This window comes from Rhodococcus sp. P4_B6 (assembly GCF_056402215.1).
Genome location: NZ_JBFUHV010000015.1, coordinates 87,193 through 103,330, shown reverse-complemented (window position 1 = coordinate 103,330; position 16,138 = coordinate 87,193). Strand labels below are relative to the sequence as shown.

14 protein-coding genes are annotated in these 16,138 nt (G+C 68.1%); 6 read left to right on the top strand and 8 right to left on the bottom strand.

The genetic code is table 11. From position 1 onward, the window contains the following. Both AC1DWT_RS10315 and AC1DWT_RS10310 read left to right on the top strand, forming a co-directional pair. On the top strand, nt 1-1,713 hold the full coding sequence (locus AC1DWT_RS10315; protein ID WP_206014084.1) for a cobaltochelatase CobT-related protein: 1,713 nt from the start codon (nt 1-3) through the stop codon (nt 1,711-1,713). 43 nt (nt 1,714-1,756) lie between these two features. Next, entirely contained in the window at nt 1,757-2,440 is a 684-nt protein-coding gene (locus AC1DWT_RS10310) for a phosphonatase-like hydrolase (RefSeq protein WP_206014085.1), read from the top strand. A 48-nt stretch (nt 2,441-2,488) separates the two neighbouring features. Here AC1DWT_RS10310 and AC1DWT_RS10305 read toward each other — a convergent pair whose 3' ends face one another. Next, nucleotides 2,489-3,514: a glutamate ABC transporter substrate-binding protein gene (locus tag AC1DWT_RS10305; RefSeq protein WP_206014086.1), complete on the bottom strand. Its 1,026-nt coding sequence runs from the start codon at nt 3,512-3,514 to the stop codon at nt 2,489-2,491. A 37-nt stretch (nt 3,515-3,551) separates the two neighbouring features. Continuing rightward, nucleotides 3,552-5,099: an amino acid permease gene (locus AC1DWT_RS10300; RefSeq protein WP_206014087.1), complete on the bottom strand. Its 1,548-nt coding sequence runs from the start codon at nt 5,097-5,099 to the stop codon at nt 3,552-3,554. A gap of 295 nt (nt 5,100-5,394) precedes the next feature. On the opposite strand from AC1DWT_RS10300, the gene AC1DWT_RS10295 reads away from it, so the two are divergent. Both AC1DWT_RS10295 and AC1DWT_RS10290 read left to right on the top strand, forming a co-directional pair. Further along, nucleotides 5,395-7,002 carry an SLC13 family permease gene (locus AC1DWT_RS10295; RefSeq protein ID WP_206014088.1) on the top strand — a complete coding sequence of 536 codons (1,608 nt, stop codon included), beginning with the start codon at nt 5,395-5,397 and terminating at the stop codon, nt 7,000-7,002. Nucleotides 7,003-7,095: 93 nt separating this feature from the next. Beyond that, nucleotides 7,096-8,691, top strand: coding sequence for an alpha/beta fold hydrolase (locus tag AC1DWT_RS10290; RefSeq protein ID WP_241031409.1), 1,596 nt, complete (start codon nt 7,096-7,098; stop codon nt 8,689-8,691). Nucleotides 8,692-8,712: 21 nt separating this feature from the next. Here AC1DWT_RS10290 and AC1DWT_RS10285 read toward each other — a convergent pair whose 3' ends face one another. From AC1DWT_RS10285 to AC1DWT_RS10260, 6 genes are all read right to left on the bottom strand, one after another. Continuing rightward, nucleotides 8,713-9,471: an SDR family NAD(P)-dependent oxidoreductase gene (locus tag AC1DWT_RS10285; protein WP_206014089.1), complete on the bottom strand. Its 759-nt coding sequence runs from the start codon at nt 9,469-9,471 to the stop codon at nt 8,713-8,715. Continuing rightward, nucleotides 9,468-10,241 (bottom strand): SDR family NAD(P)-dependent oxidoreductase, encoded by a 774-nt coding sequence (locus AC1DWT_RS10280; RefSeq protein WP_206014090.1) that lies wholly within the window; start codon nt 10,239-10,241, stop codon nt 9,468-9,470. The genes AC1DWT_RS10285 and AC1DWT_RS10280 overlap by 4 nt, the downstream gene beginning before the upstream one ends. A gap of 45 nt (nt 10,242-10,286) precedes the next feature. After that, a complete protein-coding gene (locus tag AC1DWT_RS10275) occupies nt 10,287-11,075 on the bottom strand; it encodes an amino acid ABC transporter ATP-binding protein (RefSeq protein WP_072942507.1) in 789 nt (262 codons plus the stop codon). Nucleotides 11,076-11,127: 52 nt separating this feature from the next. Next, nucleotides 11,128-11,862, bottom strand: coding sequence for an amino acid ABC transporter permease (locus tag AC1DWT_RS10270; RefSeq protein ID WP_095865378.1), 735 nt, complete (start codon nt 11,860-11,862; stop codon nt 11,128-11,130). Between the two features lie 11 nt (nt 11,863-11,873). Then, nucleotides 11,874-12,722 carry a substrate-binding periplasmic protein gene (locus tag AC1DWT_RS10265; RefSeq protein ID WP_072942510.1) on the bottom strand — a complete coding sequence of 283 codons (849 nt, stop codon included), beginning with the start codon at nt 12,720-12,722 and terminating at the stop codon, nt 11,874-11,876. Between the two features lie 387 nt (nt 12,723-13,109). Continuing rightward, nucleotides 13,110-13,838 (bottom strand): GntR family transcriptional regulator, encoded by a 729-nt coding sequence (locus AC1DWT_RS10260; protein ID WP_095865379.1) that lies wholly within the window; start codon nt 13,836-13,838, stop codon nt 13,110-13,112. 268 nt (nt 13,839-14,106) lie between these two features. On the opposite strand from AC1DWT_RS10260, the gene AC1DWT_RS10255 reads away from it, so the two are divergent. Further along, entirely contained in the window at nt 14,107-15,372 is a 1,266-nt protein-coding gene (locus tag AC1DWT_RS10255; protein WP_072942512.1) for an NAD(P)/FAD-dependent oxidoreductase, read from the top strand. A gap of 44 nt (nt 15,373-15,416) precedes the next feature. Then, a complete protein-coding gene (locus AC1DWT_RS10250; RefSeq protein ID WP_072942513.1) occupies nt 15,417-16,124 on the top strand; it encodes a GntR family transcriptional regulator in 708 nt (235 codons plus the stop codon). The last annotated feature ends 14 nt before the right edge of the window (nt 16,125-16,138 follow it).

The window sequence follows — 16,138 nt, the reverse complement described above, 5'->3', positions numbered from 1 at the left end:
ATGGCAGAACTGCCCGTGTGCCCCGAATCGGTCCGTCGTCGGCAGGAGGTTCGTGAACTCTGCGCCGGCAGCATCCGCGCTCTGACCGGTCAGGGTGAGTTGCATTTCCGCGGAACGGAACTTCATCGCGGACATCGGCGGGTGCCGATGCCCGCCCCGCACCTGCACCCGTCGTTCGGCCGCGCCGACGTCGCCTCCTTCCGCGGTGCGGGCGACGGCATGGCGCTGCGACTGCTCCACACCGATCCCGCCCTGCACCGGAGCCTGTACCCGGAGGACACGCCGAGTCGGCTGATCTTCGAAACCCTCGAACAGTTCCGCGTCGAATCGCTGGCCGCCGGCGCGTGGGACGGGGTGCGCGCGAATCTCGCCCACCGATTCTCGCGGTGGTCGCAGGAGTTCGTGGCGTCCGGCCTGACGGAGACCGTGCACGGCATGCTGCTGTTCACGGTGATCCAGATGTGCCGGGCACGGATCACCGCCGAGCCGATACCCGAGACCACGCAGGATCTGATCGAATCGACCCGGTTCGGCCTCGCCTCCGTGCTCGGTGACCAGCTTCCGCAGCTACGCCGAACCCGGCACTCGCAATCGGATTTCGCGGTGCATGCGCTGGCCGTCGCCGACGTGATCGGCCGACGACTGGAGCAGGCCGCGGACGCGGACGAGTCCGACGATACGAGGCGCGACGACCGCGCCGCGACCTTCTCCCTGCTCTTCGACTTCGAGCCGGACGAGAATGACACATTCGCGACGGCCGCGTCGGGCCACAGCCGCGCGCTGGGTGACGGCGGGGACGGGTACCGCGTGTTCACCCGCGCCTACGACGAGACCCGGCAGATCACGTCCCTCGTCCGGCCCGAACTGCTCCGGGATTTCCGCCGGCGCCTCGACGTCGGCATCGAAGACAATCGTCTCAACGTCCGAAAGCTCGGACGGCAGCTGAAGACCCTGCTGTCCGAGCCCGACCGCGACGGCTGGGAGGGCGGGCGCGACGAGGGTTACATCGACGGTCGCCGGCTCGCGCAGCTTGTCACCTCGCCCACCGAACGCAGACTCTTCCGGGCCGAACGCACCGAACCGCGGAACGACGCGACGGTGACGTTCCTCATCGACTGCTCCGGTTCGATGAAGAAGTTCAGCGAACCGGTCGCCGTCCTGGTCGACGTGTTCGCGCGGGCGCTGGAACTGGCCGACGCCCGGTGCGAGATCCTCGGCTTCACCACCACCGCGTGGAACGGCGGCCGGGCCCGCAGGGACTGGCTCCGGTCCGGCCGTCCGGACGATCCGGGACGTCTCAACGAGGTCCGGCAGCTGGTGTTCAAGGACGCCGAGACCACCTGGCGCCGCGCGCGTCCCGCCATCGCGGGACTGCTCAAGGACGACCTGTTCAAGGAGGGCGTCGACGGCGAGGCCGTCGACTGGGCGTGCTCACGGATGCGCGACCGCGGCCCGGGCAGGAGGCTGCTGTTCGTGATCTCGGACGGCAGCCCACTGGACGGCGCCACCGCGCTGGCCAACGACGAGTTCTACCTGGACCACCACCTCCAGGTCGTGGTCGAACGGCACGAGGACGAACGCGCGGTCGAGGTCTACGGCCTGGGCGTCGGGCTGGATCTGAGCCCGTACTACGACCGTTGCCGGACGCTCGATCTGACGCACGGAACCAACAGCGACGTCATCGCCGACGTGCTGTCGATGATCGCCCACTGACAGGCGCGCCTGTGAGTGGCTCAACTGTGAAGGAGTCACCCCCATGACCGAACCCCGGGTTTCGCTGGTTACCTTGGACATTGCCGGCACGAGCGTCGACGAGGGCGGCGCCGTGTACGTCGCGTTACGCGACACCGTCGAGAAGCACCTCGGCGAGCCGCTTCCGGACGATCGGTTCGACCGGTGGAAGGGCACGGGCAAGCGGCAGGCCATCGAGGGACTGCTGCGCGAGAGCGGAGCCCCGGCCGACACGGCCGTTCTCGACTCCGTCGAATCGGAGTTCACCGCAATGCTTCTCGATGCGTACCGGAAGACGCCTCCGACCGCACTGCCGGGAGTCCACGACGCGTTCGGCACCCTGCGGGAGCGCGGCATCAAGATCGTTCTCCAGACCGGTTATTCACGCGAGATCGCGGAACCGCTGCTCGAGCAGGTCGGGTGGGAGATCGGGCGGGACATCGACGGTGTGATCACGAGCGATCAGGTGCGGATGAGCAGGCCGTCGCCGTATCTCATCTTCCGTGCGATGGAACTGGCGGGCGTGCAGAGTGTCGACGAGGTCCTGGTCGGCGGCGACACCCCCAACGATCTGCGCGCGGGCACGAACGCCGGGGCGCGGTACGTGGTCGGCGTTCTGACCGGCGCCCACGACGCCGCGACGCTGCGCCCCGAGCCTCACACGCACATCCTGGAGAGCGCCGCGAAGATTCCCGAACTGCTGGGCTGATCGACGAGTGCGGTCCGGTCCTGCCGCGCAGGACCGGCCCGTGACCCGTCAGTCCCGGTAACTCGGCGCCGGTGGACCCGCCGTCGGCCCCAGCAGGCCCAACCACCGGTCGTACAGGCGATTCCACGTCCCGTCCTCGCGCATCCGTTCCAGGGTTCCGTTCACGAAGCGCACCAGAGCGTCGTTGTTCTTGTTCGCGACGACGCCGTACGGCTCCAGTTCCAGATTCGGGCCGACGATTTCGAGGTTCGGATCCTGCGCTGCAAGGCCGGCGAGGATGGAGTTGTCGGTGGTCGCTGCGTCTGCCTGGCCCAGTTGCAACGTGGTCAGGCAATCGTCCCAGTCGGGGACAGCCACGATCGTGGCTTCGGGTGCCACCCGCTGGATCGTGGCGAGGGACGTGGTGTCGATGAAGGTGCACACACGTTTGCCGGCCAGGTCCGCGGGAGAGGCGATGCCGGATCCCTCCGGTACGAGCAGTCGCTGGAACGCCTCGAAATACACGGACGAGAATCCGACCCGGGTGGCGCGCTCGCACGTGATGGAGGTGGCGTGAACAACCAGGTCCACGTCGTTTCGTTCCAGTGCATCGAAGCGGCCGGCCGACGTCAGCAGACGGAATTCCACCTTGTCCGGGTCGCCGAAGAGGTCGCGGGCGATCTCCCGGGCCAGGTCTACGTCGAACCCCGACAGCGTGCCGGTCGACGGGTCCCGGAAGCTGAACAGGTTCGTGTTCTGGTCGGTTCCGACGATCAGCCGTCCCCGCGCGACGATCGCGGCCAGCGCCGACCCCGGCGGCGCCGTCTCCGGCCGCAGACCGGGATCGGGCCGCAGACTCGACAGCGCGCCGCACGAGGAGGGATCCGGTGGGGGCGGCGGAACGACAGCCGTGGGCGGCAGGATCTCGGCACCGTCCGGGAGCGAGTAGTGCGAATAGTCGCCGGCGAGGGGTGGGGGCAGCGCCGAGGGGGCCGCGCACGCCACACCCACCACACCCAGAGACACTGCCGCGACGAGCGCCACCCGGCACCGCAGGAGCGGGCCGGCCGGGGTTCGTCTCCACGATCTCGTCATCGGCCGTTACAGTTCGATCAGGTCACCGCAGGGGTGTTCACGACTGCCTCCGGTGGTGGCGATGAGAATTCGGCTCCTGTTGCGCCGCCGCGGCCAGTTCGATGTCCGAGCCGCCGAGCGTCTCCACCGACTCGATGCGCTTCTCGGCCTGCGAGACGGACTCGTCCGCCGAACCGACCAGGGGAGCGGCGGAGAGCGATTCGTCGTCGACACCTGCCTTGCCGAGCCACTTGCGCACCTCGTAGCTGATCAGGATGGCGATCAACGTCAGACCGCTCATGAGGAACTGCGAGCGGGTGCTCGGGAGGAAGGCCATCGCGAGGATGACCGTGGCCATCAGCGCGATGGTGGCGTAGCTCAGCCAGGGGAACAACCACATCCGGAGTTGCAGTGCCGCGGGATCTTCGCGCTCGAGGCGCCGGCGGAGCACCACCTGGGAGACGGCGATCAGCAGGTACACGAACAGCGCGACGGCGCCGTAGGAGTTGACGAGGAAGTTGAACACGATGTCGCCCCACACGTACGTGCAGGCGACGGAGATGTAGCCGATGGTCGTGCCGAGCAGAATCGCGCGACGCGGCACGCCGTTGCGGGAGAGCTTGGTGAAGAACTTGGGCGCATCCCCGTTCCGGGTGAGCGCGAACAACATTCGTGACGTGGTGTACAGCGCGGAGTTGAGGCAGGAGAGTACCGCGGTGAGGACGATGAAGTTCATGATCGTGGCGACGCCGGGAATCCCGAGCACCTCGAGCACCGACGCGTACGGACTGACACCGACGCTCTCGGTGTCCCACGGCTGGATCGTGACGACCACGAGAATCGACCCGACGTAGAACGTCACGATCCGCGCCACGATCGACCGCATGGCCCGGGCGACAGCACGTTTCGGTTCCTCCGACTCGGCGGCGGCGATCGTCACGATCTCGGCCCCGGTGTAGAAGGCGACGCAGGGGACGACCGCGGCGAGCACCGCACCCCAGCCCAGCGGGGTGAATCCGCCGTGACTGACGAGGTTGCCGAGCCCCGGCGTCGAATCCGGCCACAGCCCGGTGATCCAGAGGGCGCCCATCCCGAGGAACAGGACGATCGCGACCACCTTGATCGAGGAGAACCAGTACTCGAACTCGCCGTAGGAGCGGGCGGACACCATGTTGGTGGCCGTCAGCAGCAGCATCAGCCCCAGGCTCAGCATCCACAGCGGCACCATCGGGATCCACAGTTGCAGGATCCGGCCGCCGGCGATGGCCTCGACCGCAACGACGATGACGAAGAAATACCAGTACATCCACCCCGTCGCGAACCCGGCCCGACGCCCCAGCGCCTGGCGGGCGTAGACGTAGAACGATCCGACCACCGGCCTGGCCACCGCCATCTCCGCCAGCATCCGCATGATCAGCAACGTGATGATGCCCGCGATGAGGAAGGAGATGATCGCGGCAGGTCCCGCGCCGCCGATGACGACGCCGCTGCCCACGAACAGGCCGGCACCGATCACGCCACCGAGGGCGATCAGGTTCATGTGCCGGCGTTTCAGGCCTTTTCCGAGACCGGAACTGTCGGTGTGTTCGGGAACGGTACTGTCCACATTTCCTCCAGAGGGCGTTGACCGAGCGCGCCGGCTGCCTGCGGCCGCCCGTCGCCGGACAGTGGTGCAGGGCGGGCACCGAGTAGGTGTGATCCACATCACTCATTTGGTGAGTCACCTCACCTTACGACTCGGAAACAGCGCCCGCCCAGAGCCAGATTTGCGGGGAGGAGAGGGACCAGAGGTTGTACGGATCCGAGGTCGGCGGTGGTCGGGCCCGGGACGCGCGGAGCGCATAACGCCCCTCCCGACGGGTACTACTTCGGTACCGATCCACGTCGCCGCGGGAGGCGCCATGACCACCGACAACCAGGGCGACCGAACCGACGTCGACAAGGCGTTGCTCGGACACTCGACGTACCGCAGCCTCGGCGAGCAGCACCTCTCGCCCGCGGAGGAGCGATTCGAGAAGGGCCGCCGCACGATCGGGCTCTTTCTCGCCCCGCTGATCACGATCGGATTCCTCGCGCTTCCCCTCGACATTCCGCCGAACCAGCAGACGCTGGCGGGCGTGCTGCTCGGCGTCATCGTGCTGTGGGTGTCCGAGGCGGTGCCGATCCCGATCGGCGGGCTGCTCGGTGTGGCCGTCGTGGTGTTTCTGGGGGTGGCGCCTGCCGACGAGGTCCTCTCGGCGTTCGGTTCGTCGACGATCTTCACGTTCATCGGCGCGTTCATCCTCGCCCAGGCGATGCTCGAGCACGGCGTGGCGCGGCGGTTCGCGTTCCGGATCCTGACGCTGCCCCGGGTCGGCCAGTCCACCACCGGGGTCATCGTCGCGTTCGGCGTCATCACGTGCGGGCTGTCGGCGTTCGTGTCCAACACCGCGACGGTGGCCATGCTGCTGCCCACGGCCCTGGGCATCCTCGGGGTCATCGCCAAGGTGATGCAGCACCGCGGTGTGGTCGCTCCGGACTTCGACCCGTTGCGGCTCCGCGTCGGCGCCGCGATCATGCTGATGCTCGCGTACGGCGCCAGCGTGGGCGGCCTGCTGACGCCGGTCGGGAGCCCCCCGAACCTGATCGGACGGGGGCTCATCGAGGAGGCCACCGGGGAGCGGATCACCTTCGGGCAGTGGGTGGCCATGGCCGTCCCGATCTGCTTGGTGATGTTCATTGCGCTCACCTTCATCCTGCTGCGCCTCAACAAGCCGGAGATCCGGCGCATCGAAGGCGTCTCCGACTACCTGGCGGAGCAGCGCGCCGAAATGGGCCCCCTGTCCCGTGCCCAGAAGAACACGCTCATCGCGTTCGGGGTCACGGTGTCGCTGTGGATCCTGCCCGGCGTCGTCGCGGTGATCACCGGCAACGACTCCGACCTCTACGCGACGATCAGCGACCGCCTCGACGAAGGCATGGTGGCGGTGTTCGGGGCGGCGCTGCTGTTCCTGCTGCCGACCGACTGGAAACAACGCGAATTCACCCTGCGCTGGCGAGACGCGGCGCAGATCGACTGGGGCACGATCGTCCTGTTCGGAACCGGCATCATCTTCGGGTCGCTGCTCGCCGACACCGGTCTCGCCGAGACGATCGGCACCTCGGTCGCCGATTCGCTGGGCCTGACGAGCGTCGTCGCCATCACGATCTTCGCCGTGCTCCTCGCCATCGCCGTGTCGGAGACGACGAGCAACACGGCGTCCGCGGCGGTCGTGGTGCCGATCGTGATTCCGGTGGCGATCGCGGCCGGGGTCAACCCGTTCGTCCCGGCCCTCGCGGCCACGTTCGCTGCGTCGTTCGGCTTCATGCTGCCGGTGTCGACGCCGCAGAACGCCGTGGTCTACGGCTCCGGAGCGGTACGGATCACCACGATGATCCGAAGCGGGATCACGTTCGACATCATCGGCGGAATCCTGATCATCGTCCTGCTGCCACTGATGGTCGCCGTGGTCGGTCTCGGCGCCGGCTGACGCACGGACGCGGTCGCACATCCCGCTGCGGTGGACGAGATCTGAGAGACTGGCCGCGGAACGATCGCGAGACCACGAGGGGGCAGCGGGAGTATGCGGGGGATCTTCGGACGAGCGGCCCTGGCCGTCGGCATCAGCGTCGTCGTCGCGGCGGGGGTCACACCGATCGCCGCCGCGCAGCCGGCGCCGAGCGACGAACTCGACTGGGGGCCCTGCCCGGCCGAATACGAACTCGATCCGGCGTCCGAGCAGTGCGGGTCGGTCACCGTGCCCCGCAACTACGCGGATCCGGCCGCCGGCACGATCGACGTCCTCGTCACCCGCCACCGCGCCGAGGATCCCGGCGCGCGGCGAGGCGTGCTGTTCACCAATCCCGGTGGGCCGGGCGGAGACGCGATCGGCTCGAACAGCATGTTCGTCGACGTGCTGCCCGACGCGGTCCGCGCACAGTGGGACGTGATCGGTGTGCAACCGCGCGGGCTCCCGTACGCCGGTGCCGTCGACTGCGCCCTGTCCCCCGAGCAGACGACGGCGATGGGCCTCGGCTTCGGCGGCGCCGCAACGCGTGCCGCGTGCGAGTCCGCGGCGCCGGGCACCACGGCGCACCTGACGACCGAGAACACCGCGCGGGACTGGGAGCAGGTCCGGGCGGCACTCGGCGAGGACGTCATCGACATCTACGGCCTGTCCTACGGCACCATCCTCGGATCCACCTACGCGACGCTGTTCCCGCAGCACACCGGCCGGATGGTCCTCGATTCCGCGGTCGACCAGAAGTGGCTGTGGAACGACGTGCTGTGGCAGCAGAACGACGGTTACAAGGAACGCTTCTACGACCTCATGGACTGGGTCGCCGCCCACGACGACACGTACGGGCTCGGCGACACCCCGCTGAAGGTCTACCAGCGGTGGTCGGACCGGATCGTCGAGGAGGCGGGCGGCAACCCGACACTCGCGCCGCCGCCCGCGCAGGTGGGTGACGTACCGCCCGGCCTGGAATCGCTCGCCGACGCCTACCGCGGCGGGGTCGATCTGACCGGGCCTGCCCGGGTCCAGTTCGAGGCCTTCATCCGGGGCATCGCAAATCCGTCGCACACCCAGACGTCGTCCAGCATCTACGTGATGACACGGCAACTGCTTCCCGCCCGGAACAACTGGCCGCTCCTGGCCCGGGTGGTCCGCGACGGACCCGGCGCGATCCCCGAGGGTGCCGGGCTGAACGACCTGACGGAGCAGGAGTACGCGCGACTGCTCCAGTCCCAGATGATGCAGACGCTCGTGCTGTGCAACGAGAACACCGTCGCGGCGCGGCCGGACCGCATCCCCGGCTGGCTGTTCTCCACGTTCGTCACCGGAGATCTCTTCGACCTCATCGGGTACGGCTACAGCTCCGGAACGTTCTGCGCCGGCGCGCCGCCCGTCGTCGCGCCGCCCGCGTTGACCAATCGGGGGCTGGCGACGGCGCCGCTCGTCCTGCAGGGACTGCGCGACCCGCAGACGCCCTATCAGGGCGGAGTTCGGCTCGCCCACGACATGGGGGCGAACCTCGTCACCGTCGGGGGTGGAGATCACGGCGCCGGGATCCAGGGCGGCAACGCCGTCGTCGACCAGGCCGTCACCGAGTACCTCGAGACCGGGCACACGAACGTCACGGAGGCACCCGAGGCGCCGATCACCGCACCGCTGTGAACCCGGTCCGCGTCCGGACCGTCAGCGAACGTAGTCGGCTCCCGTGATGTCGACGGTGGCCCCGGTCGCGTGACGGGCACGACCGGACGCGAGGAACGCGATCGTCTCGGCCACGTCCTGCGGCGGTGTGACCTCGCCGAGGGGTAGCGCGGCGGCGGCGCCGCTGGTCACCGCGTCGTCGGCGAGATCGGTGGCCACCCATCCCGGTGCCACCGCGTACGCGAGGATGTCGTCGCCGGCGAAGCCGCGGGCGACACCTCGGGTGAGCGCCAGGATCGCGCCCTTCGCGGCACCGTACGCCAGATGGTCGGCGTCGTCACCCCGATGGGAGGAGCGGCTGGCGACGGTGACCACGGCGCCGCCGCCGTGTCCGCGGAAATGCGTGATCGCGTACCGGGTCAGATCGGCGGGCGCGGTGAGGTTCAAGGCGAGGTTGCGAGTCCACCCCTCGTTCCACTCGGACTCGTCGTCGATCGGGGACGCGATCCAGGCACCGGCGTTGTTGACCAGCACGTCGATCCGCCCGCACACACGCACCGCCTCCTCCCACACGTCGCGGGTGGCGGCGGGGTCGGTGAGGTCCCCCTGGACGAGGTGCACCCGGGTGCCGCCGAGTTCCTCGGCAAGGTTCTTCGCCGCGCGCTCATTCGACGCGTAGTGCACGACGACGGTGCCACCGTCCCGGTGGATCACGCGGGCGGTGGCCGCACCGATACCCCGGGACGCACCGGTCACCAGGACAGCCTTCCCTGCGAGCGGACCTGCCGCGAGGGCGCTCACGAGACAGCCTGCGCGCCGGTGATTTCCACGGCCGCACCGCAGAGGAACGGGGCCTCGTCCGACGCGAGGAACGCGACGAGCGCGGCGACCTCCTCGGGTCGCCCGATCCTCCCGAACGGGACCTTCGCGTCGAGGTCGGCGACCGTCAGGCCCTTGCGGGCCAGGCCTGCCTCGAGCATCGGGGTGCGAATCTCTCCGGGGCACACGGCGTTGACCCGGATGTTGTGCGGGGCGTAGTCGCGGGCGAGGTTCTGGGTGAAGGAGACCACGGCGGCCTTGGAGACGTTGTAGGCGACGTGCCCCGGGGCGGGGTACAGGCCCCACTGGGACGCGGTGTTGACGATGGCGCCCCCGCCTGCCCCGATCATCGTCGGCAGGACTGCGCGGCACAGGTGGAAGAGGGCGTCGACGTTCACGGCGAACGTGGCGGACCAGTCGTCCTCGGTCAGCGACAGAAGGTCGCCGCGGCGGTTGATGCCCGCGTTGTTCGCCAGGACGTCGATCCGGCCGTGGCTCTCGACGACGTCCGCGGCGAGTGCCGCGCACGCGTCGGGGTCGGTGACGTCGAAGACCCGGGCCTCGGCGAGCAGACCCCGCCCGGCGAGCTCGTCGGCGACGGCCTTGGCGGCTGCGTCGTCGGCGTCGCACACGAGGACGCGGGCGCCCTCGCCTGCGAACCGGGCGCTGATCGCGGCACCGATGCCGCCGCCGGCGCCGGTGACGATCACGACGTGGTCTTCGAACCTACGAATGGTCTGGGTTGGGCTCATGGTCTAGCGGCTCCCGTTCGATCGGAGTGTCGGGGGGTGGTGCGGTCAGAACCGGACGGCGTCGATGAACTTGTTCAGCTCTTCGTTGTCGGACCTGGTGAACGCGAGTTCCGGCGTGGTGTTCACGGCGATCTCGCCGTCCTGGAAGAACACCAGGCGGTCGGCCGCCTTCGACGCGAAGGCCATGTCGTGGGTGACCAGTGCGATGGCGATGCCCTCCTCGGCCTTCAGGCGCCGCAGCACCTCGAGCACCTCGGCGGCCACCGGCGGGTCGAGCGCCGACGTGATCTCGTCGCACAGCAGCAGTCGCGGCTTCATCATCAACGCGCGGGCGATGGCGACGCGCTGGCGTTCACCGCCGGACAGCTGGGTGCACCGGCTCAGGATGTGCTGCTTCATCCCGACCTCCGCGAGCGCGGACTCGGCGCGGTCCCGGGCTTCGGAGCCGGACATGCCGAGCCGTTTGCGGGGCGCGAGGGTGAGGTTGTCGAGGACGTTCATGTGCGGCCAGAGGGTGTACGTCTGGAACACCATGCCGACGTGAAAGCTCTTGTCCGCCCACGCCTCGGTGCGCTGCTGGTCCTCGAAGACTCGGACGCCGTCGAAGTCGATGGTTCCCTCGTCGGGCTCGGTGAGACCGGCGAGCGCGCGCAGCATGGTGCTCTTGCCGGATCCGCTCTTGCCGATGATGACGGTGATGTCGCCGGCGTGCATGTCGAAGTCGACGTTGCGCATGATGGTGCGGCCGTGGAAGCTCTTCTGCAGGCCGCGGGCGGAGACGAGGACGCCGCCGATTTCGGTGTGGAACGGTGCGGTGGATTCGAGGGTTTTCATCGCTGGCCTCTGGTTCGGTTCGTGCGATCGGTGGGGGTGCGGTGGTCGGTCGTCATGCCGTCGCCACCCGTCGCCCGGGAATCATGCGGCTGAGGAAGCTCTGGCTGCCCGTTGCCCCGCGTGCCGAGTTCTGCTGCATGCGTCGTTCGAGATTGCTGGTGGCCAGGGAGACCGGGAACGCGACCGCGAAGTAGATCACCGCGGCGAGGGTGAAGACTTCCAGCGAACGGTACGTCTCGGACGAGATCGTGTTGGCGACGAACATCAGGTCCGCGACCGCGATCGTCGACACCAGGGCCGAATCCTTGAAGATCGAGATGTTCAGCGAGAGGATGACCGGCGTCTGCTGCCGAATCGCCTGGGGAACAATGATGTAGCGCAACTGCTGCAGTCGCGTCAGGCGCAGCATCTTGCCGGCTTCGACCTGCTCGACGGGCACTGCCTGGAATCCGCTTCGGTAGGCCTCGGCCATGAATGCGGTCAGGTTCGCCGACAGTGCGATAATCGCCGAGGTGAATCCGGAGATCGTCAGACCGGTGAGGGCGGGGAGTGCGTAGAAGATCCAGAAGAGCTGGACGAGCATCGGGGTGCACCGGAACACTTCGATGTAGGCCTGCGCCCCCCAGCGGACCAGTTCGATCTCCGACATCCGCGCGACCGCGACGGGCACGGCGAGGACCATGCTGATCGCGATGGTGACGACCGTGAGTTCGAGCGTGACGACCAGGCCCTCGAGCATCAGGGGAAACGCGTCGGCGACGATGGTCCAGTCGAATTCGTAGTTCATGGCTGCCGCCCCTACTTCTTGACCAGGTCGCCGAGATCGTCGATCTCGTGGTAGTCGACGTCGGCGTAGGCGCGGGCGAGTTGTCCGCTCTCGCGTGCACGCTCGATGGCGATGTTGATGATCTGCAGCGACCGCGTGTCGGTGTCGGCGGGGATACCGTACGCGGCCGACGCGGAGTAGATCGGCGGATTGGGCACGACGATCTTCAGGCTGGGATCGGCGAGGGTCTGGGCCTCGGCGGTCGGCAGATCGGCGAACTCCGCGATCACGCGACCTGCCTGGAGGGCGGAGAGCGCGTTGGAATAGTTGTCCACCGGCATGACGGTCAATCCTGTTTCCTGAACCGCCTTTTCAGGAGCGGAGCCCTGCGCGGTCGCGACGGCACCCCCGTCCGCCCTGATCTGTTCGGCGGTGGTGTGCGGCGAGTCGGCCTTCACCACGTACACCGCCTGGTACTCGTAGACCGGATCGGTGAACTGGATGGCCAGCGACCGTTCGACGGTGTAGTCGAGGTTGGCGGCGAAGTCGTAGCGATCGGCCTGCAGTCCCGCGACGATGTTCTTCCATTCGGCGGCCACCGGCTTCAGTTCCACCCCGAGTTGGTCCGCCAGCGCCCGCAGTGGGATGAGGTTCGGTCCCCCGAGCGTTCCGTCGGCGCCCTGGACGGTCATCGGCGCGGCGATTGCCACACCTACCCGCAGTTCCCCCCGATCCTTGATGTCGTCGATGAACGAGCCCTGCGGACCCCCGACGCCGCCGGACTCCGATCCGCTGCTCAGGCCGGCGCCGACGTAGCCGGATGCCGCGGCGACGACGCAGATACCGGCGACGCCGAGAACTCTCTTGGTGCTTTTTTGCATGACTGCCCTCTTCGTGTGCAGGGTGCAGGCGCCGTGGGGTGCGGCGGCACTGGGTCCGAATTCCGAGTTCGGTGAGGCGATTCGAGCGAAGCGCGTGTGTCTCCATGGCTCGGCTGGTGCGGAAGTCGGCGAAAGTGTGATCCACGCCGCATTTCCTCCTACGTAAGATTGTCAAACAATCAGACGGAGCGCAAGAGGTCGCGGAAGGTTTTCGAGACTTCGGTCGATCGGCGTCACCCGGACGAAACAAAACCATCGTGCGCAGAGGAGCCCACGGGCAGCTGAGCTGGGGATTGTCCGGTCGCGCCTGCGCCGGTGCGCGTCAGCCGACGGTGTGTAAATTTCGGGTTATCTCGGCGGCCGCAGCCTTCCGAAGGGGCCCGAAGCTCAGTCCGAGCCCTCGGCGGCCGCCATCAGTGCGACGAGTTCTTCGGCGCTGTCGATGGTGTGCGCGACGAAAGCCGCCCGGATCTTGTCGAGGTTGCGCGTGCGAATCGCGTCGACCAGCCGCTCGTGGACCTCGAAGGCACGCTGAGGGTCCGACCGGGTGAACTGGTCCTGCGCGAGCGCGATCGTGATGTGGGCCTCGGTGACCGGCCACAGCTTCAGCAGCAGGTAGTTCTCCGACGCCGCCCAGATGCTGCGGTGAAATCGCAGGTGGGCATCGTGCTGGACGAGCGGGTCGGGGTCGAAGGCGAGCCGCGCGTACTCGCGCCAGCTGGCCATCACCATCTCGAGGCGTCGGCCGGAGCCGTCGGCGAGGATCGCGGTCATCGCCTGCATGTCGATCGCGACGCGCGCCTCGGCGATGTCGAGGAGGGCCTTGGCGTCGAGAGACGCCACCCGCAGGCCGCGGTACGGCTCCTGCACGAGCAGCCCCTCCTGGGCCAGCTGGTTGAGGGCTTCGCGGACGGTAGGCCTGCTCACGCTCAGCGAAGATGACAGCTGGGCCTCGGTGAGCTTCTCGCCGGGCTGCAGGGCGCCGAGCACGATCGCGCGCTTGATCTCGGCGATGACGCCGTCGCGGCGGGTGGTCGAGGCGACCGGCAGCAGCGCCGAGGCACTGCTCGGTGCGACTGCCGCCGTGCCGTCGGCCGTGGCCGGTGACTTCGCCATGATCCGCCTTGTCGAGTGGGGACTTCCTTGAAACCCATTATGCATATTGCCTGACAATCCCGGACCTGGGACCCATATGGACGTAGAGAAGCCCCGTTCGATCACGGGAGGGACGCCAATTTTCCCCAGCCGTTGACAGCGGGTCGACGGAGTGCTTAGTGTTGCCCATCACAAGCGCAGATTGTCTGACAAACTGCATCTCACATTTTTCGCGACCCACCGGTTGCATCGAAGCGCCGGTCGGCGCTGTCAGGAGGCTGAAGACATCATGCGAATCGTTGTTGTCGGAGGTGGTGTCGTCGCCTTGGCGAGTGCGTACCGTCTCGCCAAGGCCGGCTGCGAGGTCGTCGTACTGGAAGCCCGGACCGCGGGGTCGGCCGCCACCCACGGGAATGCCGCGAAGATCGCGCTGGCCGAGAGCGGGCCGGTCCCGGCGCCGGGCGTCATCCTGCAGGGACTGCGGTGGATGCTCAAGCCCGACAGCCCGCTCTACGTGAAGCCTTCGGTGGCACCGGATTTCATCAAGTTCATGCTGACGATGGCGCGGCACTGTAACGCCCGGGACTTCCGTTTCGGGCTGGAGACACACCTGCGGCTGGCGTCCGACGCGAACGACCTGCTCGACGAATACACCAAGGACGGCATCGAATTCGAGATGCACAAGGCCGGTGTACTGCTGGCGTTCGAGACCCGGGAGCGCTACGAGGAGCACTGCGGATCCCTGCAGATCTTCGAGGGCTTCGGCATGCACCCGACCCACCTGGACAGCGACGGCGTCCAGGAAACCGAGCCCGCGCTCAACCACCGGATCAAGCACGGCCTCTTCTTCGCCGACGACCGCCAGCTCGAACCGGACTCCCTCACCCGTGCGCTGGTCAAGCGCTGCGAGGAACTCGGGGTGCAGATCCGGGAGAACACCAAGGTGGGCCGGTTCCTGCGCCGGGGCTCCACCGTGACCGGTGTCGTCACCGACACGGGCGAGCAGATCGACGGCGACGCGCTGCTGCTCGCGGCAGGCGTGTGGAGTGGCCCGCTGTCGAAGGAACTCGGCGCCCCGATGCCGATCCGTCCGGGCAAGGGCTACAGCGTCGACTACAGTCCGGCGCCGATCAAGCTGAACACCTCCCTGACACTCGAGGACGCCCGCGTGGCGGTCACCCCGCTCGACGGCATGATCCGGCTCGCCGGAACCATGGAGTTCGGCGGCTTCGAGGAGAGCGTGAACCAGACCCGGGTCGCCGCCATCCAGCGTGCGGCCGCCGAGAACTTCGACGGCTGGGACAACCCGCCCGGAGCGGCGGCGCCGTGGGCGGGACTGCGTCCGATGACCCCGGACGGCCTGCCGATCGTCGGCAAGTTCGGGAACCTCGACAACGCCTACATCGCCTCCGGGCACGGCATGCTGGGCCTGACCCTGGCGCCGGGTACCGCCGAGATCATCACCGAAACCATTGTCAATCATCGTGTTCCGGAGATCGCCACCTCGATTTCGCCCAACCGCTTCCTGTCCCGGCGCGCCCTGCGCCGCGCCTGATCGGCCGTCTCGGCAGGCGCCTTCCGAGAAAGAAACCTCACGCCATGACGATCGCACAACCGGCTACCGGCACCGGCGTCGTCCGCGGTCTGCAGCCGATCAGCAGCGGCACGCGCCGGGAAGAAGTGGCCGACTCGATCCGCCGGGCCCTCCTGACGGGGGAACTGCAACCCGGCCAGCGGATCAAGGAAGTCGAACTCGCCGCCGTCCTCGGCGTCAGCAGGCCCACCCTGCGCGAAGCAGTGCACGTGCTGATTCACGAGGGAACCCTGATCCAGGAGCCGTACAAGGGGATTCGGGTGGCGCAGACCAGCCCGCACGCGTTGCTCGACCTCGCCGAGGTCCGTGTCTCGCTGGAGACCACGGCGGCGCAACGGCTGGCCGCCGACCCCACCCGCGGCGGACTCGACACCCTGCGGCAGGCACTCGACGCCCACCGAACGGCGATCGCCTCCGGCGACGTGGTGGCGTCCGACCTGACGCACCTCGAGTTCCACCGCACGCTGTGGCTGGCGTCGGGCAACGAGATGCTGATCAAGATCTGGCCTCTCGTGGCGGCGCAGATCCGCATGGCCATGACGGTCGACCAGGCCACCCGTTACGACCCCGACCGCGACCTCGCCATGCACGCCCGGCTGGTCGACGTCATCGAACTGGGGGACCCCGACATCATCCGGGCCGAAGTGACCCGGCACATCCGAAGCAGCGCAGAAGAAGTCGTCTCGATCATCGGCGACTCCGACCACCCCTGACACACAAGGAGACA

What these genes read in the sequence shown, in the direction of transcription:
- AC1DWT_RS10275 (WP_072942507.1), bottom strand. Translation starts at nt 11,075, where the DNA reads ATGAAAACCCTCGAATCCACCGCACCGTTCCACACCGAAATCGGCGGC.
- AC1DWT_RS10280 (WP_206014090.1), bottom strand. Translation starts at nt 10,241, where the DNA reads ATGAGCCCAACCCAGACCATTCGTAGGTTCGAAGACCACGTCGTGATC.
- AC1DWT_RS10250 (WP_072942513.1), top strand. Translation starts at nt 15,417, where the DNA reads ATGACGATCGCACAACCGGCTACCGGCACCGGCGTCGTCCGCGGTCTG.
- AC1DWT_RS10305 (WP_206014086.1), bottom strand. Translation starts at nt 3,514, where the DNA reads ATGACGAGATCGTGGAGACGAACCCCGGCCGGCCCGCTCCTGCGGTGC.
- AC1DWT_RS10310 (WP_206014085.1), top strand. Translation starts at nt 1,757, where the DNA reads ATGACCGAACCCCGGGTTTCGCTGGTTACCTTGGACATTGCCGGCACG.
- AC1DWT_RS10290 (WP_241031409.1), top strand. Translation starts at nt 7,096, where the DNA reads ATGCGGGGGATCTTCGGACGAGCGGCCCTGGCCGTCGGCATCAGCGTC.
- AC1DWT_RS10270 (WP_095865378.1), bottom strand. Translation starts at nt 11,862, where the DNA reads ATGAACTACGAATTCGACTGGACCATCGTCGCCGACGCGTTTCCCCTG.
- AC1DWT_RS10265 (WP_072942510.1), bottom strand. Translation starts at nt 12,722, where the DNA reads ATGCAAAAAAGCACCAAGAGAGTTCTCGGCGTCGCCGGTATCTGCGTC.
- AC1DWT_RS10315 (WP_206014084.1), top strand. Translation starts at nt 1, where the DNA reads ATGGCAGAACTGCCCGTGTGCCCCGAATCGGTCCGTCGTCGGCAGGAG.
- AC1DWT_RS10255 (WP_072942512.1), top strand. Translation starts at nt 14,107, where the DNA reads ATGCGAATCGTTGTTGTCGGAGGTGGTGTCGTCGCCTTGGCGAGTGCG.
- AC1DWT_RS10260 (WP_095865379.1), bottom strand. Translation starts at nt 13,838, where the DNA reads ATGGCGAAGTCACCGGCCACGGCCGACGGCACGGCGGCAGTCGCACCG.
- AC1DWT_RS10295 (WP_206014088.1), top strand. Translation starts at nt 5,395, where the DNA reads ATGACCACCGACAACCAGGGCGACCGAACCGACGTCGACAAGGCGTTG.